General features: G+C 48.9%; 15 protein-coding genes. 1 reads left to right on the top strand and 14 read right to left on the bottom strand.

Translation table 11 applies throughout. The features are described 5' to 3' along the window. The first annotated feature begins 31 nt into the window (after positions 1-31). Entirely contained in the window at positions 32-463 is a 432-nt protein-coding gene (locus ACJJIO_RS20810) for a MarR family winged helix-turn-helix transcriptional regulator (RefSeq protein WP_444909697.1), read from the top strand. 13 nt (positions 464-476) lie between these two features. Here ACJJIO_RS20810 and ACJJIO_RS20805 read toward each other — a convergent pair whose 3' ends face one another. The 14 genes from ACJJIO_RS20805 to ACJJIO_RS20740 form a co-directional block, all read right to left on the bottom strand. After that, positions 477-839, bottom strand: a complete 363-nt coding sequence (locus ACJJIO_RS20805) for a hypothetical protein (RefSeq protein ID WP_444909696.1) — start codon at positions 837-839, stop codon at positions 477-479. Positions 840-855: 16 nt separating this feature from the next. Next, entirely contained in the window at positions 856-1509 is a 654-nt protein-coding gene (locus tag ACJJIO_RS20800) for a penicillin-binding protein 1C (protein ID WP_444909695.1), read from the bottom strand. 133 nt (positions 1510-1642) lie between these two features. Continuing rightward, positions 1643-3169, bottom strand: coding sequence for a penicillin-binding protein 1C (gene pbpC / locus ACJJIO_RS20795; RefSeq protein WP_444909694.1), 1527 nt, complete (start codon positions 3167-3169; stop codon positions 1643-1645). Between the two features lie 44 nt (positions 3170-3213). Continuing rightward, the gene (locus ACJJIO_RS20790; protein WP_444909693.1) at positions 3214-8340 is read right to left on the bottom strand and encodes an alpha-2-macroglobulin family protein; all 5127 of its coding nucleotides are present in this window, start codon (positions 8338-8340) and stop codon (positions 3214-3216) included. Between the two features lie 1008 nt (positions 8341-9348). Then, the gene (locus ACJJIO_RS20785) at positions 9349-9807 is read right to left on the bottom strand and encodes a nuclear transport factor 2 family protein (RefSeq protein WP_444890402.1); all 459 of its coding nucleotides are present in this window, start codon (positions 9805-9807) and stop codon (positions 9349-9351) included. 47 nt (positions 9808-9854) lie between these two features. Continuing rightward, a complete protein-coding gene (locus tag ACJJIO_RS20780; protein WP_444909692.1) occupies positions 9855-10733 on the bottom strand; it encodes a S1 family peptidase in 879 nt (292 codons plus the stop codon). A gap of 243 nt (positions 10734-10976) precedes the next feature. After that, positions 10977-11294 (bottom strand): heavy metal-binding domain-containing protein, encoded by a 318-nt coding sequence (locus ACJJIO_RS20775; RefSeq protein WP_444909691.1) that lies wholly within the window; start codon positions 11292-11294, stop codon positions 10977-10979. A gap of 189 nt (positions 11295-11483) precedes the next feature. Then, a complete protein-coding gene (locus tag ACJJIO_RS20770; RefSeq protein ID WP_444909690.1) occupies positions 11484-12380 on the bottom strand; it encodes an alpha/beta fold hydrolase in 897 nt (298 codons plus the stop codon). An 89-nt stretch (positions 12381-12469) separates the two neighbouring features. Continuing rightward, complete coding sequence (locus ACJJIO_RS20765) at positions 12470-14905, bottom strand: ABC transporter permease (protein WP_444909689.1); 2436 nt, start codon at positions 14903-14905, stop codon at positions 12470-12472. Continuing rightward, complete coding sequence (locus ACJJIO_RS20760) at positions 14902-15618, bottom strand: ABC transporter ATP-binding protein (protein ID WP_444909688.1); 717 nt, start codon at positions 15616-15618, stop codon at positions 14902-14904. Before ACJJIO_RS20760 ends, ACJJIO_RS20765 begins: the two co-directional genes overlap by 4 nt. Before the next feature lie 35 nt (positions 15619-15653). Beyond that, positions 15654-16904 carry an efflux RND transporter periplasmic adaptor subunit gene (locus ACJJIO_RS20755; protein WP_444909687.1) on the bottom strand — a complete coding sequence of 417 codons (1251 nt, stop codon included), beginning with the start codon at positions 16902-16904 and terminating at the stop codon, positions 15654-15656. A gap of 499 nt (positions 16905-17403) precedes the next feature. Next, complete coding sequence (trhP, locus tag ACJJIO_RS20750) at positions 17404-18702, bottom strand: prephenate-dependent tRNA uridine(34) hydroxylase TrhP (protein WP_444909686.1); 1299 nt, start codon at positions 18700-18702, stop codon at positions 17404-17406. A gap of 225 nt (positions 18703-18927) precedes the next feature. Beyond that, positions 18928-19488 (bottom strand): cytochrome P460 family protein, encoded by a 561-nt coding sequence (locus ACJJIO_RS20745; RefSeq protein WP_444909685.1) that lies wholly within the window; start codon positions 19486-19488, stop codon positions 18928-18930. A 117-nt stretch (positions 19489-19605) separates the two neighbouring features. Then, positions 19606-20223, bottom strand: a complete 618-nt coding sequence (locus ACJJIO_RS20740) for a Crp/Fnr family transcriptional regulator (protein WP_444909684.1) — start codon at positions 20221-20223, stop codon at positions 19606-19608. Between the last annotated feature and the right edge of the window lie 226 nt (positions 20224-20449).

The following is a 20449-nucleotide window of genomic DNA, read 5'->3' as shown; positions in this document are numbered from 1 at the left end:
AATATATAGATCTGTTCAGTGAGTAATCAAGATGACTCCAAAAGAGTTCAATCTCCAAGAGTTGGTGTGTTTTGCCTTATATTCGACAGCGAACTCTATGGTGCGTGAATACAGGCCGGAGCTTGATCAGTTTGATCTTACCTACCCGCAGTTTCTGGTGATGATGAGCCTTTGGAATGAAGACTCTGTTTTTATCAAAGAGCTAAGCCATCAGACTTACCTGGATGCAGGCACCTTGACTCAAGTTCTGAAACGCCTAGAGGCTAAAGGGTTTATCAAGAGGCAAAAGTCCAGCGTGGACGAGCGGGCAAAAGTGATTGTCCTCACCCCAAAAGGGCGCAATCTAAAGCAGAAAACCTCTCATATACTTGAAGATATGGCCTGCAAAGTTAGATTAACGACTGAAGAGCAACAGGACTTGACCTCACTGTGTCATAAAATTTTATCCCGGCTGAAAAAATAGGGTTGGACCTTATTCAATCGTCCATCACTTTGGCTTTGTTTGGAGCTGACTCATAACTTGGGTATTCAGGAGCCCTTGATGCACAAAGACTCGGTAGCGTTATCGCTTCCTTTTTCTGATTGACTTTAAGGTAAGCTATCGCCAGAAAAAGTTGTGCATCTGGTAGGCAGTAGTGGGGCTTTAGATCAATGGCTCTTTTTAAAACCGCTGTAGATTGTTTCCAATGATTTAATTCTTGGAGGCACATACCATAAGCGATGTAATATCTTGGGTCATTAGATGAGGCCGTTAACTGTGCATAAAGCTGAAGAGCTTGAGAAAGCTTCCCAGAAGTTTGGAGCTCACAAGCCCTGCGATAGCTTTTATCTCTGTCCATATTGATAGTGCTAAATTTAATCGTTAATTCCTACATATATTTCAATCCGATCCACATTCCCGCTCTCATCCAACACTGCAATTTGATGCTGACCACTCTGTGGTGAGAGTGCAAAATTTTGAGTGCCCAATGTTTCATCCTTGGGTTCGCCGTTGATAAACCAGTAGCGTTTCCCTTGTCCTCCTATCGCGCTGAGATTTATACGTGGTAAAGGAGCGCTGTTACCGGTAGGAAGGTATTGGTTACCATTGCTGGCACCGACAATTTTCAGTGGGGTACCTGTAGTTGCGGTTGGGGCGTTACATTCGGGCGCTGTCGGTGGGATTTGTTGGTTCCGAGTTTGGTTGGTGGGCAACCAGGACTCCAGCTCCTTTGGCCACAGGGCAAGGCTTCTCTTTGTAGCAGAGGAGTCCATACAGCTGGGTTTTACCCGCAAGCCCTGTTGGTTGGCAAAGAAGTGGTAAGTTTGTGCAGCACGTAAAGGTTCTCCTTTTGGGGGGAGGGTTCGGGGCGCCCGGCCCAGGATAAGCCAGGCATTGCGCTGTTGGTGGCAGAGTTCATCTTCGGTTAACGACTTCTGGCCCCCTAACGGCCAGCAGATTTCTGTTTGGATTATTGATTCGGGTCTTGCCAGGCGTTGCTGCTTGTTACCTGGTAGAGATGAAATCACTGCATTTAACAATGGCGTTGCACTGATGGAGCCGTAGTAGCCGGGGAGGGGGGTGCCGTCTGGGCGGCCTACCCAAATTCCTACGGTATAGCTGGGGGTTACACCGATCGCCCAAGCATCGCGGTAGCCGTAACTAGTGCCTGTTTTCCAGGCAATATCTGCTTTGCCTTACCAGATTGCGCCAGCGTCGTGAGCCACCACTGTTGGAAGCCAGTATTTCGAATGTGATCCAGGCGGCCTCTGCAGACATCAGGTACCGCTCTCGCAGTGGAGTTTCGGGTAAATAGCGGGGTGCTGCGGATAGCCCGCCGCGCGCTAGGGCTGCATAAAGTCCGGTGAGTTGGTCCAGGCGGGTGCCAACGCCACCTAAAATCATGGCTAGATTAGGTTTGCCGCCGCTGGGGAATTGCAGTGAGAGGCCGGCATTTTCCAGTGTTGCTGCAAATCGGCCGGGGCCGTAGTGCTCCAGCAATTGCACGGCTGGGACATTGAGAGAGCGCTGCAAAGCGGCAGTAGCACTGACCGGGCCGGAAAAACCACGGTGGAAATTCTCTGGGCGGTAATCTCCATAAATTCGCGGTGCATCACTGAGCAAGGAGGCGCTGTGGATCAGGTCTCCATCGATTGCCAGTCCATACAGAAATGGTTTGAGAGTAGAGCCGGGCGAGCGCGTGGCTCTCGCCATATCCACATAGCCATATCGACGTTTGTCACCGAAATGAGAGGCTCCCACATAGGCGCGGACAGATAAGTCGGAATTCTCCAACACTATAACGGCGGCAGAAGTTTTCTGCGGATAGCTCTCCATATAATCGCGCAGATAGTCCTCCAGTCCACGCTGAATATTGCCGTCAATGGTGGTGTTAATCACCTCTTGATCACTGATGCTTTCTACCAGCCAGCGGGATAAATGAGGGGCATTCTGTGGAAATTCCAGACGCTCCGCATAGACGTTTTCTAGCTGCGCGCGCTCGACCTCGTTTGCGCTCCAAACGCCGTAGACCTGTAACCGGGTCAGAACTTTATCCCGAGCTTTTTGTGCTCGATTTGGGTACCTGTCCGGTCGCAAGCGACTGGGCGCTTGGGGTAATACTGCCAGGAGTGCCGCTTCGGCGTGGGTGAGATCGGCGGAGGATTTACGCAGGTATAAACGGCTGGCGGCTTCCACGCCTTCAATATTGCCGCCGTAAGGTGCCAGATTGAGGTAGAGATCGAGAATTTCCCGCTTGCTGAAATGCCATTCCAATTGCAGGGCGCGCAACATTTGTTTGGTCTTACCGATTAAAGTCCTGTGATGTGGATCTAGCAGGCGCGCTACCTGCATGGTCAGGGTGGAGCCACCGGAGACCACATGTCCATTGCGAAGGTATTGGCTGGCCGCCCGAACGAGCGCAAAGGGATTTATGCCTGGGTGCTGATAAAAATGGCGATCCTCATAGGTGAGTAGTGCCTCGATAAATCGTGGCGCTACTTCATCTTGCGTGATGGGGTAACGCCACACGCCGCGATTATCAGCGAAGAAACGCAGTGGCTTACCATGGCGATCAGCCACTACCCGCGCAAAACCATGTGTTTCAGGCAAAGGTGGGGGGAAAATAGTATCCAGGGCCAACAATGTGACTAAAAGAAAGAAAGGTGAGATCAGCAGCACACGAAACATGCGGCTGCTGTTTTTCCATCGAGCTATTAGTGTGGCTAACAGTTTCAATGCTTGCCGATTACCTGTACTTGCGCCATTGGGTTCTTGCCAATGGAAAAGCGTTCAGGGTTATACATATCCTCCACAAAGGGAGGTGGTACCTGGTAGTGACCGGGAGTTACTGCTCGGGCGATATAAAAGAGATTGGTGGGTTTCCACTCAGATTGATCCAATGCTGCCACAAATCGATCATCGCGGAATTCCATGTGTTGTATATTGTCCTGGTCGTTCTGCCATTGGGCGATACTCTTACCGTCGAATTCAAGTTCATCCACTTTGACACTATCGGCGAGGTTCTGGTTTTCCAGCTCAAACCCTGCGGGTAGCAGGTCTACTGCGAGAAGATCGGGCAGGCGTCGGTCCGCGTCGATTTGCAGGCGCACCAGATAGAGTTCACCTTCCCGCACCTGAGTTGGTACTACACTTGAACCGTCTAGTTTGTGGTAGCTGCGCGTGATTTTAACGCCCTTATCCATCACCGCTGTAGGTGCCTGTTTGCTGTAACCATTAATGGTAATAGCAGCGAAGAGTTTTTCTATTTGGCTGGTTACCTCAAATACCTCTGCGGCTTCACGACCACGGAAGAGAGTATTGTGCGGATTATCATCATTCACTTCCCGTAAACCATCAATGGTTTTTAGTAAAGCAGACCAATTTTCACCGCCATTAAGCTGTAACTGAACGCCGGCCATAAATATACTGCCTCGTTCCTGCGTGCTTAGGTACTCCCATTCACGGAGCAGATTCACCATTTCAAACAGCATCTCTTCGGCTTTGTCGGTAGCCAAATTATGCTCCAGCAATAGGGAGATCATCTGTGCAGTATCGCGCAGGTTAGAGCCATAATCGCCGTAGTAACTAAGGCGCTTGCGCTCAATGGAAAGGGCTTTTTGTAAGGCCTCTTGAGACAGGGTGTTATCGCCCATGGCCTGGAGAGCAATTGCCATATGTAACTGTGGTAGAGGGGATCGGGTTAAGTCAGCACCGCTTTCGTAAAGGCTGCGCAATTGGCTGAGCGAGATTTTTTGCACTCGGGATAGCACATAGGCGGCATAGGAGCGGGCAGCATAAGCGTAAAAGTCAGGGTCACTACTGTAGCGCTGTTGATAAAAGCTACCGCGCTCGCGGGCATATTCCTGCAGGCGCTTGAGGGTGGACTCCAGGCGTGTGTTATCGAACACAATACCTTGATCACGAGCGCGCAGAAGTAAGTCGGCCACATAAGCGGTGAGCCATTGGTTCTCTGCTGATTCCGCACTCCACAGGCCAAAACCGCCGTTGCCTTTTTGCATACTGAAGATACGTTCGATACCTGCATCGATACGTCTCGCACGCTCGATTTCGTCCAGGGGTTCGATGCCCAATTTTTGTTGCTGTAGCGGCGTTGCCATCACCAGTGGATAAACACGGCTGGAAGTTTGCTCCAAGCAGCCATAGGGATAGCGAAGCAAATTTGCTAGGTGGTCCTGAAGTTGCAATTGCGGGCGGCTATCCAGGGATACTAATGTTTGTACCGTGTCCGGCATCAGGGAATCCAGAAAAGCCTTATCCGGGCTGAAACTCTCATCCTGCTCTAGAAGACGGCGCTGGGTATGCGTGGTGGCGGGCCAGGCTGGGCGAACACCCAGGCGCCACTGGCGTTCGATGGTGATACCCTGGCTATCTTCATCTAACGCACCATTTACTCTCAGTTGGAATTCGGCTTCACCAGTGGCCTCTTTAGCGGTAATGGGGAAGCGCAAAGTCTTGCGCTCGCCATCGGCCAGCTCTAACAGACGCTTTCCCATTTCCATATCCACAGCGCCCACAGACCGCATTTCCACAGTCAGTTTTTGCGTGCGGCCGCTCAGGTTGTTCAGGTCAAGCGCCAGTGTGCTGCGATCTCCGGGAGACATAAAACGGGGCAGGGCTGCTTGGGTGACTAATGGGGAGGCTACTATCAGTTCTCCTTCAGTACTGCCAAACCCCTCTTTACTGAATGACACCGCCATTAGGCGCAGGCTGCCATTGAATTCCGGCAGCTGAAGGGAAACTTTCGCTTTGCCTTGCTGATCGAATTTCACTGGCCCGGAAAATAGCGAAACGATCTGCACATCGGAATTGGGCTCTTCTCCACCACGCGCCAGTTCAGCATCTCCACCGAAACGTTGCTCCAACAGCTTGCCATTACCAGACTCAATAATTCGGTGATAGATATCGCGGACATCAACACTGTAGCGGCGCTGGCCGAAAAAGGCTTCAAAGGGATCTGGTGTTTCAAAGTGGGTGATATTGAGCACGCCCACATCTACCGCTGCCAAGGTGGTCCAGGCTGCGCCGCCATTTTTGCCGATGGAGTCCAGGTCCGTGATTACGGTGACTTCTATCTCTGAGCCGGGCAGGGCGCGTGCCGGGGCTTCCAGGCGCACAGGCAAGCGTCGGGCTTCCCGGTCCAGTGGCAAATGAGCCAGTCCGAAAGCGCGATTAGGGGCGATACGCTCATTCTTATCGGCCGGGCGTAGTGCAGTTACGGAAATATAGGTATCGTGACTGTCCCAGTCTGCTGAAATGGGAATTTCAACTTTGGTGCCCGATTTCTCTACCGATACACGCTCGGACCACAGCAATCGATCGCTCTCTACCAACACCAGCGCTTCACCGTCTGCCGGAGGCACTATAGTGAGCTGCGCTAAATCTCCAGGTGCGTATCTGGGTTTATCTAAAGATAAAGCCACGGTATCCGGGCGAGCCGCCTGGCCTTTCGCTACTTGGTCCTTACGCCACCAGTAATACCTGTCGCGCCCAGCATGGAAGCGCAGGCTGCTGGTGGATCCGCTATTAGTATCGGTAATTTCCAAACGGTAGTGGCCATATTCCACAGGCACCGTGAGTTTCAGGGGAGTCTCTTCATTAAATTGCAGTTGGCGGCTGAAAGATTCGAACTCGGCAGTGGAGTATTCATAGTGCCAACCCTGGCTAGCGGAGCACTCCCAAAAATATTGGCGATCCTCTGAGATTAATACCGCACTGAGATTGCGGCTTGTGACCGGTTCACCTAGTGCATCGGCTACAACAATTTCGAATTCCGGTCGGCTATTGGCCGAGGGATTCTCCTTGCCAAAGTTAGGGCGAATGCCGACTACTGGATGCTCGGGCCAAACCAGAACGGGATGTTGCCGAGTTACGGGGCGGCCGCCGGACTCGAACAGGCTCGAAACCAGATTAATTTTCAGCGGGCTCTTCGCGTGATTCCAACGGGATCGCAGCGGTAATTTGCCAAGCCCTTCAGCATCCAGCTCAATGGTGGACGCATTAAACTGGCGCGCGGGCAATCGCTCAGTGGCGTCCCCAAACAAAAACCCTTCCCATTGAGGGAAGGGTTCCCGGTAGTGGCTGACTTGTACCAGAGTTTCCAAGCGGTTGTTTGCGGCCGGAGCACCGTACAGATAGCTACCTTCAACTTCCAGTTCCAAGGCTTTATCGTGCCCCTGAACCAGGCTGCGCTCTTCACCATCCTGTAGTACCAACTTCATACGTTCCGGTAGAAACTCCTCCACCTTGAACGGGTAGCGCACTTTGCGTCCATCGGCCAACTCGACTTCCAGGCGCCAATCACCCGTCGAAGCATTTTGAGGTAGGGGAAGCAGCTTCTCGTAGTATCCCGGCGCGCTGGCGTGCCAAGTGAAAGTACGGGCACTGGTGTTATCGGGTTTAATCAAGTCCGCCTTGATCGGTAAGTCTTTTAAATAGCGCCCGTCGTAATTGCGTAGCAGGCCGCTAACTTGTATGGATTCTGTGGGACGGTACAAATCCCGGGGACCGTACATAAAGAACTCCATCGGCCTGGAAGGGCGTTGGCCCAGCTTGAAGTCCGATAGGTCCAGCGCCGGTTCGCGCAAATCTAACAGAGAGAAATGGCCTGTATCTGGGTCTCGCGCAACAAAGAAGCGCTGGGAGTCCTCCTGCTCCTGGCTGAGCAGAAAACGAACATGCCCTTCTTTGGAGGTCGTCTGCTGCTTGATCAGTCCTCCTTTGTTATCCAGTAGCTCCACCTGGATGCCTTTCAATGCTTGACCCTCATCCAGAGAGGAAACATAGAGGTCAATGCTTTCCGGGTAGTAACGGGCATGTAAGCCCAAGTTGGAAATAGAAAAGTGGGTGACATCGAAAAGATTGGTGTTGTATACACCGGCCGGCTGCATGACAGCAACATAAATGCCTGGCTGCTTTAATGGTTCAATATGGCCTATGGAGAGATCGAAGTCTCGCTGAACATATTTTTCTTGGGTTAGATCAAAATGTGCACTGTAGACTAACTCAGCAACATTGTTCAGAGCCCTTAACTGGTAGTAGTACTTCAGAGACTGATTGTTGACCAGACTAAGGAAGGCGGAATAGTGTTCAGGCTTCACTCTGTGAAAATGGATTTGCACCGCTTCAATGCTGACGGCAGTCACTGGTAAGCCAGGTGTTACCGTAACTGGAAATATACTGCCATTACTGGAGAAACTGATACTGGGTTCGATACGCCGAGTGTGAACTGTGTCCTTCTTTAACTTTCGTAACTCGAATCCATCCTTACTGGGCAGGCCGGGGTATATCGCTACACTGTAGCGTGTATTCGGCTTGATGTTGGTGAAGTAAAGGATCTTCTGGTTGTCAGATAAAACCCAGCCCCCATCGACATCTTCACCATTTTCCTGGGTGAGGGTTAGGTAGGAACCAAAATGGGCATTCCCCAGCAGTGGCTCAGAAAAGATCACCGTAATAGCTCGCGCATCTTTGTAGACCCGCTCACCTATATGGAGCACCGTAAGAGCACTTTCCGTTGAATCCGCAACCAGCGGCATCGTGTCGTTGTTGGAAGTAGCAGCCTGCGAAGGAGCTTCTTCACTGGACTTGCTTAGGGGTTTGGTATCGGAAGTTGTTGATCCAGTCTCACTACTAGCCTCTTTAACACTAGCCTTTGGGGCAGAGACTAATGGGGGTGTTTCTTCCTTTGAATTTTCATCACCGCTTTTGAGTGCCCCAGGGGTAGATGCCTTTTCAGTAGAGGGCTCGCTCAGCTTTTCTGGCTTCTCAGGCGTGCAGGCTATAGCAACAAGACAGAGAAGAATGACCGCAATCCAACGCGGTAAGCGGTGAGGGAACATGGATATTTCCTAGTTGGTAAAGAAAGTGGCGGACAATTTAGTTGGTCTTGAACGTTGTCCCAAGCTTTCGTATTGCTCAATGTGAGTTAGTAAGGGTATTGAGCTTGGAAATGAGTATTAGCGAAGGTTGGATAAGGAGCCAAGGAGATATCGGCAATAGGAGAATATGGTTCGTTATTGCTAAAAGAAGTCGCGCAAGTAGGGTCGCTTAGGCTCGACTAAACTGCCAACACGTCTTTGCCTAGGTAGAAATAACAAGATACTAATTATTAGGCTGACTTTCTCTTGCGTTTGAATAGTTTTATCCAAAAGATCCCCTCAAAAACAACACCCAAAGCGAGAAAAAAGGCCCCGCCAACAGGCACACCAAATACATAGCAGGCAATGGCTGCTAGTAAGAATAGTAGGGCGACGGTGATCCTCTTCAATTTGGTGCTCCTTTTTGTTTTGTGTGTGGGCACAGGCTTAAGCTTGGCACACTTCAAAGACTATACTGAATTCCAGACCGAAACCCAACATAAATAATACTTAGGCATAGAACTACAGAGCAGAATGCTAAAGGTAGATAGAGTTTGTAGGAACCATGTTTGATTCTATTAACCGTGGCCAATACGAATGAGCCTAAGGCCAGGAGAGTCGATAGACACAGCGCCATGAAGATGACTCGAACTTCTGTAATACCGCCATTGCCAGCAACTAAAGTCGGTTCTGGATAAATTAGGTTACTCTGCCCGACAGATACCATAGCTGAAACACTTCTGGCTAGAAACAACTCGTTACCATCTAGGCCTAGCCAGTATTCCATAGTGGCAATAAGAATTGATATTGAGCTTGCTATAAGGCAAAGACAGATTTTTGAAACAGTCATCATTTTTTATGGTATTCGCTGCTACTTTTTCTAGCACTTAGCCTGTTAAACGTCTGGGGATATTTTTTTATAAATAAGAACTTCTTAAGAAATAGTATCTATTTGTGTGGGAAGCCCACAGGGTATTTTTAATGTCTAGTTCATTTCTTGTTAATATGTCTTTTCGTATCATGGTACTGCCAGAGAACGTTAATGATTTTCCAGTTATTTTTATCATTCTTATATAAATGCATATAATCAATCCAATCATCGACTGTAAGCTTTACCGAGGCTACCCGGTTATCAATATCAAGTATGTTGATGTCAACCCTGGGGGACTCTGTAAATTTATCGCCTTCCTTATTGTAGTTTTCGGCCAACCAAACCATGGTTTCATAGTCTGTCTCCATGATGAATTCTGAGCCGTCTTTGGATTTCCAGTAGGTTCGCTTGGCTAGTTTCGTATCTAAACCTCTTTCCATTAGGCTTGGTTCAACTTTTTGTTGTGATTCAATGTAATCGAGTACGGCTCTGCGTATTTTGGTGTTGTCCTCAGCGGAATTGGCATATACATATGAATTTAAAGAAGTTAACAGGATTAAAGGTATTAATTTGTACATCATATTTCCTTGGATAACTCTTGTTGTGGGGTTTGTAGAATAACGGTTTATTGGTTAGTTGATGAGCTATCAGATTCTGCTTTGACAGATTGCTGAGTAGATGAATCATTAGAAATCATTGCGTCAATCCAGCTTGCATAATGACTTAAGCGAATGGAATAGGAAGTCTGGCCATAGGTGCCAGGGCGGAAGGTTCGTATATCAACGTTTTCCGCGTGCTTCCAGGATGTGAGTCCTGCGAGTAACCACTGGCCATCAATTTCAATTAGTACTGGGCCGCCACTGTCGCCATTTGTAGACATACCTTCAAGTGGCAACGCATTTGGGGCCTGATCAAAGTCATAGCCAAGCCAACGATTTTGAGTTGATGAGATTATGTTAAATGCTCTACGGAGTTCTGTTCGATTGGGGCCTTTGGGGTCATGGCCGAGGTCAGCTGTACCCGTTGCTCCTTTTCCGATCAGCTTTACTATTTTTCCTTGCTCATCACTTTCACGGTAAATTCCTACCGGATTAACATCAATGATAGGCTGAGAGAGTTTAATTAAGGCAATATCATCGGATGTGGCCAATAATGCTTCAATTTCACTGGCATCTCCCGTTTCTAGTGCCTCATCAATCATCCTTTGAGGTATCTTCTTGTAGCCGGGGTGTATCACCAGCTTATCGATACTTCTGGAAGTGCCTTTAATGATGACCTCTTCAATACAGTGTTGCCAAGTAACGGCATGCGCAGCTGTCGCAATCCACTCTGGGGAGATAAGTACACCGTGTCCTTCTCCCGGTAAATCTACAAGTGCGGGGAGTTCAGAGGCATCGATACGGTATCTTGAGTCACTCACATCATCGCGAATGGTTATTGCTGTTACCACAGGTGTTAATACTAATTGGAAGGAAAGAAAAAGATATTTAGTTGTGCGTATCATGAGCGATCTTTCTGTAAGTAATTGGTTATATAGATCATTGATGTCTGAAAAAATTAGATCTGACGTAGAGGCCTTAGCCTAGTTGCCACTAGTGAATCCTATCGCCAGATATTGGGCTGTAAATTAGAGGCTCCATTGAATTTAATTTCGGAACCTCGTATCCCTGAATTGAAGCTAACTAGCAGTAAAAGCTATATTTTACGGAATCTTTCAAAATAGGCACTAATTGTTGGTTAGGGGATATCACTTCCTTAGTTTGACGGCAGTCCCAAAGACCATCATTTCACAAGACCCCTCCATAATGGCACTTGTTGAAAATCGGATACCTACTACGGCATCGGCTCCTTTCTGCTGGGCACTATCAATCAACCGTTGAAGGGCCTTATTTCTGGCTTCGGATAGCATTTCTGTATAGCCTCTTATCTCACCGCCAACGATACTCTTTAAGCCCGCCATAACATCACGACCAATATGCTTGGATTGAACAACGTTACCGGTAACCACTCCGAGTATCTCTTTAATTTCATGTCCTGGTACGGTTTCAGTGGTTGAGTAGATCATAATACGTTCTTAATGTTGCTTGGTATGGTTCTTACTATGATTGCATGGGACACGCCTTGAAAAGAAGAAAGTATTACATTTTGATGAAACTAAAAATACGCCTTATTATTGTGGATGCTTGGAATTAGACTGGGATTTTGACACCCTGTTCTTGCCATCATGATCGCAACAGAGAACTATCTAGGATATTCAAGAAAGCATTAAATGCTCTTTTTTCTCCGTCTCTACGAAATTTAAGTACGCACTTACCACATGATCAGGCGCCTCCCAATGCGGATAGTGCCCAATCTTTCCCAGCTCAATAATGTCTGCTGCCCGATCTATCAATTGACGAAATCGATCCACCATATGCTTCCCTGAAACTGGGTCCAATGAGCCATTGATTAGCAGTAGGGGGCCAGGGTATTGGTTTAGCGCGTCGATCCAACGCTGACGATGTTTGCGCCTGTCGTACATGTAGGTGATCAGTTTATAGAGGAGCCGGTTGCCATTCTTATATTGGAGAATTTGCCACAAGTCTCGCAATTCTCTGTCGGAGGGTTTTGTCTCTGGTCCGAAAATGGCACTGAAGCTGCGGCAAAACTGCCGGTAGCGCATTAGTTTATTGATTAGAGAGCCAATAGGAGAAAGCAGGAGTTTCTGCACGAGGCGAGCTTGATGAGTTTCTGGGAATAGACCGCCATTCAGCAGGCACACCGAGATATACCCTGTAGTGCCGCCGTTGTTGGCTCTGGCGAGTAACTCCTGTGCTACGGAATCCCCATAGTCATGGGCCAACAGGTGGACCTTATTGATGTTTAAATATTGTAGAAGAGCTTCATGTAAATCAGCTTGCTGGTGGATACTGTAGTTATGCTGTTTGGGTTTGTCTGAATAGCCAAAGCCCAGCATATCCATAGCAATACAGCGATAGTGCTCTGTCAGTTGAGTCCATACCTTTTGCCAGTCATAACTACTGGTTGGAAAACCGTGAATCAAAAGCAGTACTGGTTCATGTCGACAGCTTGGGTTGCTATCGACATAGAAGAGTTGGTGGTTTTGATAATCAAATATCTTTCCATTTGATAACCATTGCTGAGGTTGCATTGGCTGCTCCATTTCTTATTGTTGTGCTTGCTGTAAAGATTGCACGATGAGCGCGCAACCTCAAGCAGCGGCTATCAGATGGAAAGTATTTATCTTGTTCCTTGCAATGCGTAAATCGCGGGCTTGTTGATTATTTTCCATACAGAAAGCAGGGTAACCGAGGCGGTCAGGCCGATAATAAGCAGTGGTGGCAGCAGCCAGCCCCAGAGGCTGGTTTCAATGCTGAACTCGCTTTGCTCAAGCCAAAGTGCCAGTGGGACCACTACCAAAGTCGTTACAGCGATACCGATAACTACGGGAATCAGGCTATCGATCAGGGTGTGATAGAAAATCGTCGCTGGGCGGGCGCCGATTGCCATGCGCACGCCAAGCTCAGTGCGCCGCAGTTGTACACTGTAACTGAGCACTCCAAAGATACCGATGGCAGCGAGGCTGAGTGCCAGTAATGTTAGGGCGGTGGTTACCCAAACTGAGACCCGGTCATTGCTTAGGAGTAGGTCTCGCGCCTGCTCCAGGGAGAATAGCTCGGAAACTTTGTATTGCCTGTTGACTACGGCAAATTCCCGATTGATTTCTGTGGTGCTGAGTGGTTGGTGAGGTTTATGTCTGAGTACCAGTAGGGGATAGCTCACGTTGATACCGCGCACAAATAAGCGGGCGGGTTCCATTTTGCCAGGCAGGCTTGCGTTGCGCACTACACCTACCACTTGGTAGGGCAAGTCACCTCGCCAGTAGTAGCGATTGCCTAACACTTCTCCATCCGGTTCCAGTTGCTGGGCCAGGGTTTCGTTGACGAGCATCATGCGATTGTTATCGGAAAACTCAGCCGCATTGATATGGCGGCCAGCTACCAGTGGCATACGCAAAATGGAAAGGTAGTTTTCGTCGACTACTGTGGTCTTGGCCATCACCGGGTTTTGTCGGCTGGCATCATGACTCAGGGAGGTGGTCCAGAGTGGCCGGCTGATAGAGATAGGAGTGTTTAAGCTAAGGCTGGCATTTTGTACTTTAGGGTGCTCCAGCAATCTCTGCCTGATGGCCTTTAGGTAACTCTCCCGTTCGGTAGTGGGGGCGTTCCTAAGATTGCCGATATTCAGAGTCATCACTTGAACGTTGTCCAAGGGGAAGCCAAAGGGCTGGTTAATCAGTCGGTTAGCTTGCAGGAAAATCTGCAAGCTGGCGACGATAAGTAAGCTAGTCATCGCCACTTGGCTGCTGATGAGGACTTTGCGGATCAGTGGTGAAATTTGTACACCGGAGCCTTTGCCGCTGCTCTGCAGCATTTGATTCAGTGCGCGGTAATTAACCTGGCGACTGACTATGGCTGAGAAGAACAGGGCGAGCAGTAAGGCACACAACAGTGCAAAAACCAGTGTCTGCCAGTTTAAGGTGAGCTCTTGAATGCGAGGAATTTGTTCCGTAGCCATCACCCTTAGTACTTCCGTCGATCCCAGGGCTAAAAGTAGAGAAAGTAATGCAGCCCCTAACATTAGTAGGCCGATTTCACATAGCAGGGCCAAAAAGATATGTTTTTTGTGTGCGCCCAATGCGACCTGTATCGCCATATTGCGTTGTTGTTTGGCTGCGCGAGAAAGAATCAGGTTGGTAACATTGGCACAGGCAATTAACAGAAGTACCAGTGTACCGCCCATAACCATTAGGGTTCGCGTGGCGCTGTCGCCAAGTATTTTATTGGCGAAGGGAGTGAGTCGGTATTCAACGGACCTTTCTACCGAAGAGGATCTTCCCGCTAGGGCCGCTTGATACTGGGCATCCATTAATGTGCTCAATTCATGCCCCGCACTGGCGGGGTCAGTGCCCGGCTTCAGCTTTCCTGTGAGCATGCGAAAAGGCAGGAAGCCTCTCCAATTATTTCTGCGCTCTACTTGTGTATCGTTAAAGTCCCAGGGCAGCCAGACTGCTGTTTGTCGGCCCTGTTTATAGATCTGGGGCTCAATGAAGTCTTTGGCAGTGACGCCGACAATACGAAAGTCCACCTCCCCAAATTGCAGGCTTTGCTCCAAGACATTTGGGCTGCGCCGGAACATCTGCTCCCAGGTTTGATAGCTGATAACCGCCACAGGGATTCGGCTGTCGAGCCCTTCATCGGCATTGAATTGTCTGCCCAGGGCCAGGGGTGCTCCAGCCAGCTGGAGATATTCTGGAGAGACATAGGAAACATTAGCCCGTGGTGATCCGGATAAATTGCGGACCACATCTTCCCAGAAGTACACCAGGGCGCTGGACTCGAAGAAACTGTCGTTTTTATAGATTTCAACCAGGGCGGGGTATTGGCTGTTGTTTTCCAGCCGCAGCTGCTTGTTTTGGTAGAGATTACCATTCACGACATACAGCCGATCTTCGTCCGGGTAGGGTAGGGGTGCGGCTAACAGTTGGTAGTTGAGATTAAATAGCGTTACCAGGGCGCCGAGGGTGATACCCAGGGTTAAAATAATAGTGGTGGCGTAGCCCCGCGCCCGATTGAGGGACTGGAGGGCAATGGACAGGTCCTTTGTGGTGATCATAGGGCCATCTCATGGGGCTCTTTTATGGGCTGCGGCGTTGAGATTTTTCCATCCAGCAGATGCAATTGGCGGCTGGCCATGTCAGCGTAACGAGGATCATGGGTCACCATACACAGGGTGGTCCCTTCATTGTTGAGCTGCCGCAGCATTTCCATTACCGCATCGCCATTGTGGGAATCCAGGTTGCCGGTGGGCTCGTCCACCAGTAGCAGGGATGGATTGCCAACTAGCGCCCGGGCTATGGCGATTCGCTGCTGTTGGCCACCCGATAACTGATTAGGTTTGTGAGAGGCCCGGTGACTCATCCCTACCTTCTCCAGGCAGTGTTTCACTTTTTTGTCGGTTTCAGACTTGGGAATGGGATTGCGTCGGTATAGCAGGGGCAGGGCGATATTGTCGTAGACAGAGAGTTCGTCAATCAGGTTAAAGGACTGGAAGATAAAGCCTACTTTCTCGTTGCGAATTGTCGCCGCCTCACTTAGCGTCAATTGAGCGACTTCAGTGCCTTCAATCTGATAGCTGCCGCTGGTGGGGAGGTCCAGCAGGCCGAGAATCGAGAGAAGTGTGGATTTACCGCAACCCGAGGGGCCGCAGATAGAAACAAATTCCCCCGAGTAAATACTCAGGTCAACGCCCCGCAGAGCGTGAGTTTCCATTTCTTCGGTGCTGAACACCTTAGTGATCCCGGCCATATGAAGGATTGGCTTGGACATAGCGAACTCCCTGTTCTCGCTTTGGGTTTCAGGCTTTAGTCAATAATCTGGATATGCTCAGCTTCATTAAAATTGGCCATATCCGAGAGGATGATACGGTCCGCTTCATTGACGCCTTGGGTGATTTGGATATATCGGCCCGATTCCTCACCGAAGCTGATAGACTGGAGTGCCGCTTCCTCCCCGTTTTCGTTAATCAGGAAGAGGTTGGTCTCACTGTGCCTCTGTACATTGATAGGTCTCTCGACGAACAGTGTATCTTCCATAGTGGCGGTGAAGATCCGGGCATCGACGTTGAGTTGTGGCCTGGCAGACTCCGGAGCGCCTGCGCTAAAAGCAATTTCCACTTCAATATTGCCGTCCCGAACCTCAGGAGTAATACGGGTTACCACACCTTCGACTTTTTCCCTGCGGGTATCAATTTCAGCGGGCTGGCCAACCTCCAGTTGTTCTGCTTTGGATTGTGGGACTTGAACCAAGGCGAGTAGATCTGTCTCGCTGCCGATCAGAGCCAGTTCCTGGCCGGGGTCGACACCTTGCCCTAGCTCTACTGGTAGTCGTTGTAGTATGCCGTCCAGGCCGGCGCGTACTGTGAGGCGATCTGTCCGCTGTTGGATGCTCTGTAGTTGGGTCTGGGCTTGGTTGATTTGCTCGCGCTGGATTAACTCTGATTCGACGGCGACTTTGCGCAGGTGGTTGATACGCTGTTTTTGCAGGTCCACACGTTTTTTCATCTGCTCTTGGCGTAAGACGGTTGTTTGGTAGGTGAGCTGGGAAACCACTCCACTTTTTACCAGTTCGTCCTCAGCTTCGCGGCGCAACTTGATCACTTGGTAATTGGAATTCAGTTCCGCGAGTATGGCTTCCTCCGCGAGAACATCGCGCTGGTTGTTCAGAACAAGCCGGCGCAAATTAGCTTCCTCTTGTTCCAGGGAGGTTTCGGCTGCATCCAGATCGCGCATTAACTCTGGATTACTCAGTTGCATAATGACGCTATCACTTTGTACTTCTGCACCGGGACGCAACATGATTTTTTCAACATTCGCTGCGGTTAGGGCGGTAATTAAAGTCTGCTTGTCTGAACGCAGCCTTCCGTAGCCATCTACCACAACCTGCAGGTCTCCCCGTTGGACGGTACCTAGCATCAGCTGTTCCCGCTCAACTTTGTAGGCGCTGTCAGGAAGTAACAGGAGGGTGCTGGTAAATGCCACAAAAGCTAGGGCAGCACCACCCAGCATTAAAGGGTGCTTAATCAGGGGGCGTTTCTTAGGTTTAATAATATCCATATTGCGGCATTTCCTTGGTTAAGCAATCGTTACACGCTTTTCTGCTGTGAAACCTTGATGCGGAGGCGAGTTAGAGGTGGAAAATCATAACTATTTAAAACGGGTGTATTCCTGTTGGAACTCCGAGGGAGGGCGGGTTCTTATCTTGTAATTAGTACTGTCGAGCATATTTTTGTGATCAAAACTCAGGGCTGTATAAGGGTTTTAGGTGAGGCTGAAAATGCAGGAAAATTGGCACAAGAACCAGTTCCTTGCGGTGAATGGTGGGGAAATACAGGACGGTTTGAATATTGTGAGGCGGGCAGTCACTTGAGAAGTTTAACGATTACCCAATGAATTTTGAGGATCGATTCACAAGTAAAATTGTGGAGATGTAGTGGGAATAAAGGTGTCGTGGCTTAGTGAATCCGGTAGATTTTGTAAACCACTACACTTTTAACAAAATATGTTTGCAAAACGAGAGGCTAGATAAGCCTTAGTGCAAATTACAAACCCAGGGTTATCCCAGAGCTTTGATTAATAGCGCCTGTTGAAGCTGATCGTCATCGACTCCTTCTGGTCGAGGTATCTGCACGATATGCCCGGATCCCGGAGCTACATCGATCGCTTTGCCTTCCGTATTCTCCATTTGTTCCAAGGGGAAGAACAAGCTACCGCTGGGAGTCATTAATTCCAATTGATCACCGTGTTCAAAGCGATTTTTAACATCAATCGTCAAATACTCTGGATTGCCGTCAATAAGCTCGCCGACAAACTGCTGGCCCGGAGTTGATATCAACCCCTTTTCATATTGCTGGTATTCTGCTGGTGGATGGCGACGGTAGAAACCTTCCGTGTAGCCCCGGTTCGAGAGGGTTTCCAATTCGTCCATCATCTTCATGTCAAAGTCTTTTCCTGCTGCAGCATCGTCTATGGCGCGACGATAGATCTGAGCAGTACGAGCCACATAGTAGTGGGATTTGGTGCGACCTTCGATTTTTAAAGAGTGAACCCCCATTTCCGTGAGGCGCTTGACATGCTGTACGGCCCGCAAATCTTTGGAGTTCATGATGTAGGTACCGTGCTCATCTTCGTAGGCCGGCATATATTCGCCAGGGCGACCTTCTTCCTGTAGTAAAAAGGCCTGGGAAGTATTGTCACTGGCGGAGGTGGGTTGCTGGATGGGTTTTTGGATAGATTCCTGGTTTTGCACATGAATCAATTCGCCAACTTCATTCTCTTTGGCTTCATGAGCTTGGTATTGCCAGCGGCAGGAGTTGGTGCAGGCGCCCTGGTTGGCATCTCTATGGGTCATATAACCGGATAGCAAGCAGCGCCCGGAATAGGCGATACAGAGTGCACCGTGGACAAAGACTTCCAGCTCCATCTCAGGCACTTTCTGGCGAATTTCCTCAATCTCATCCAGGGACAGTTCTCGGGAAAGTATCACCCGAGATAACCCCTGGCGATGCCAGAACTTTACGGTCGCGTAGTTTACCGCATTGGCCTGTACGGATAGGTGGACTGGCAGATCAGGCCAACGCTCCCTTACCATCATTATCAGGCCTGGGTCGGACATAATCAGGGCGTCAGGTCCCATTTCAACAATTTCTTCCAGGTCCCGCAGGTAACTGCGAACTTTATCGTTGTGGGCGGCGATATTGGAAGCGATATAGAACTGTTTTCCTTGCTGGTGTGCTTCTTCTATACCTAGGCGCAGGGTTTCAATATTTTTAAATTCATTATTGCGCACACGCAAGCTGTAGCGGGGCTGGCCTGCATAAACGGCATCGGCACCATAGGCAAACGCATATCGCATATTTTTTAAAGTCCCTGCGGGGGACAGTAACTCAGGTTTAAACACGGAAAAACTCATAGTGGAATAGTCGGGCGCGGCCGCATGTTAACGGCAATCAAGATCGCGCTAATTGATATAAATCAATTAGCGCTGGGGTGGGGGTGATAAGCTGATCTGGAGGGAATCTATGCCTGTTACTCTAGCCGAATAAAAGACCTCTAACCTCTAATTTTTGCTGTTTACTTTTTAGTTCTGTAGGACCTGTTGATAGCCTTGTGTATAGACCCAGCCATTATTCTTGGCTGGTAAGTGGCATCCAAAACAGTTGTTAAGCCCGCTGCCCTTCCAGGTTTTGGTTTCACTTTTTGCTACCCCTGGCTTGAATAAAGCCCATCCCCAACCTTCTGCCCAGGCCTCATTCTTGGGAAATCTCCCTTCTGTGTCCTTGACCATCATAAAGGTGAACTGGAGATCAGTAGAGTAGTAAGCCAAGCCTGTGGTTAATGGTTCTGATTTGGTGCTGTTGACATCTTTTACCAGGACTGCGCCATCCGGGAATTTTCCATTTTTGCGAAAGGCTTTAACTGCTTCAGGTTGAGTGTAAACAATGTGAGTATCCCAGCCCTTGCCACTGGATGACTTTACTTGGTAGGAGCCGAGAAATGTCCACTCTTGGCGGTAATCCTTGGGTAATGTGATGTTTCCCTGTGCGTCAACGAAATGACTGAAAGTGGACTTTAGATTCTCTTGAGCTATGGCCTGTAGGCTAAACAGTATTCCCAGTGTAACTAAGCAGATTGTGCGCATAATGCCTCTTCCTATGTTGATTCCATGGAGGTGGGGACTAGGTCTAGCCCTCATTTTTTGGAAGTATAGGGAGGAGAGGGACGATCAACTGTCAGCTAGCTGACACTAAAGCCAAATTTAGCCTTGCGCTAAGCCTTCGAGGGCGCCTTTGTTTAGTAGGCAAATATGTTGGCGTGTGTAATCAATAATGCCTTTGTGTTTCCAGGTGCTAAGTAGTTGGCTAACGGTTTGTCTACTGCCGCCGGCCATAGCCGCTAGCTCAGATTGAGAAAGCTTTACATCTAATTCATGCCCGTGAGCGCAAGGTTGCCCCTGAAAATGAAATAGTTGGGATAATAAACTTGCCAATCTGACAGCTAGGGGCGCGGTTATATGCTGAAATATACGCTGTTGTAATAAAGACTCTCTGTTGGCTAGATGCTCTATAAGGTCTTGCTGGGTTTGTGACAGTGAATGTAACAGGCCATTGAGATTTTCTGGAAAAGCGACTTCTAGCTCACAACCTATTTTGGCAATTGCTTCTATTTCTTGTGAATTTCCGCCAAGACCTGGGCCAAACCAGGAGCCTGGCCCATACAGGTCTACAAGTCCCCGGTTGCCATTAAAGTCCACTTTATGGATAAGAACATAACCGGCATGTATAAAATAAATATTTCGGGAGGCCACTCCCTGACGAAATAACACTGTTTCTGTGGTACAGCATACCCTTTTTGTTTTAGTCGCTATTGTTTGCAATTTAGTGTTTTCTTATTGGAGGTTGGAGTGTATAGACTAATCACAAACCCTCTTACCTTTTCAATCTCGGTCGAATATTAGTGAAATTCACAGGATGACAATATACACAAAAAAGCAAGCCATCAATGTCGTAGCGCTCAAATCTTGTTATTCATTTTCAAAGTGAAAGATACAACTAAAAAATTACTAGGCTTATTTAATTTCTTCACAGTACTATCAGGCCTTC

The sequence above is a fragment of the Microbulbifer mixtoriginis (SeqCode) genome (genome assembly GCF_052467235.1).
This window is presented reverse-complemented; position numbering and strand designations above follow the sequence as displayed.

Excerpts from the sequence above, each read along its gene's own strand:
- ACJJIO_RS20810 (WP_444909697.1), top strand. The coding sequence starts at position 32 with ATGACTCCAAAAGAGTTCAATCTCCAAGAGTTGGTGTGTTTTGCCTTA.
- ACJJIO_RS20805 (WP_444909696.1), bottom strand. The coding sequence starts at position 839 with ATGGACAGAGATAAAAGCTATCGCAGGGCTTGTGAGCTCCAAACTTCT.
- pbpC (WP_444909694.1), bottom strand. The coding sequence starts at position 3,169 with ATGTTTCGTGTGCTGCTGATCTCACCTTTCTTTCTTTTAGTCACATTG.
- ACJJIO_RS20790 (WP_444909693.1), bottom strand. The coding sequence starts at position 8,340 with ATGTTCCCTCACCGCTTACCGCGTTGGATTGCGGTCATTCTTCTCTGT.
- ACJJIO_RS20785 (WP_444890402.1), bottom strand. The coding sequence starts at position 9,807 with ATGTACAAATTAATACCTTTAATCCTGTTAACTTCTTTAAATTCATAT.
- ACJJIO_RS20780 (WP_444909692.1), bottom strand. The coding sequence starts at position 10,733 with ATGATACGCACAACTAAATATCTTTTTCTTTCCTTCCAATTAGTATTA.
- ACJJIO_RS20775 (WP_444909691.1), bottom strand. The coding sequence starts at position 11,294 with ATGATCTACTCAACCACTGAAACCGTACCAGGACATGAAATTAAAGAG.
- ACJJIO_RS20770 (WP_444909690.1), bottom strand. The coding sequence starts at position 12,380 with ATGCAACCTCAGCAATGGTTATCAAATGGAAAGATATTTGATTATCAA.
- ACJJIO_RS20765 (WP_444909689.1), bottom strand. The coding sequence starts at position 14,905 with ATGATCACCACAAAGGACCTGTCCATTGCCCTCCAGTCCCTCAATCGG.
- ACJJIO_RS20760 (WP_444909688.1), bottom strand. The coding sequence starts at position 15,618 with ATGTCCAAGCCAATCCTTCATATGGCCGGGATCACTAAGGTGTTCAGC.
- ACJJIO_RS20755 (WP_444909687.1), bottom strand. The coding sequence starts at position 16,904 with ATGGATATTATTAAACCTAAGAAACGCCCCCTGATTAAGCACCCTTTA.
- trhP (WP_444909686.1), bottom strand. The coding sequence starts at position 18,702 with ATGCGATATGCGTTTGCCTATGGTGCCGATGCCGTTTATGCAGGCCAG.
- ACJJIO_RS20745 (WP_444909685.1), bottom strand. The coding sequence starts at position 19,488 with ATGCGCACAATCTGCTTAGTTACACTGGGAATACTGTTTAGCCTACAG.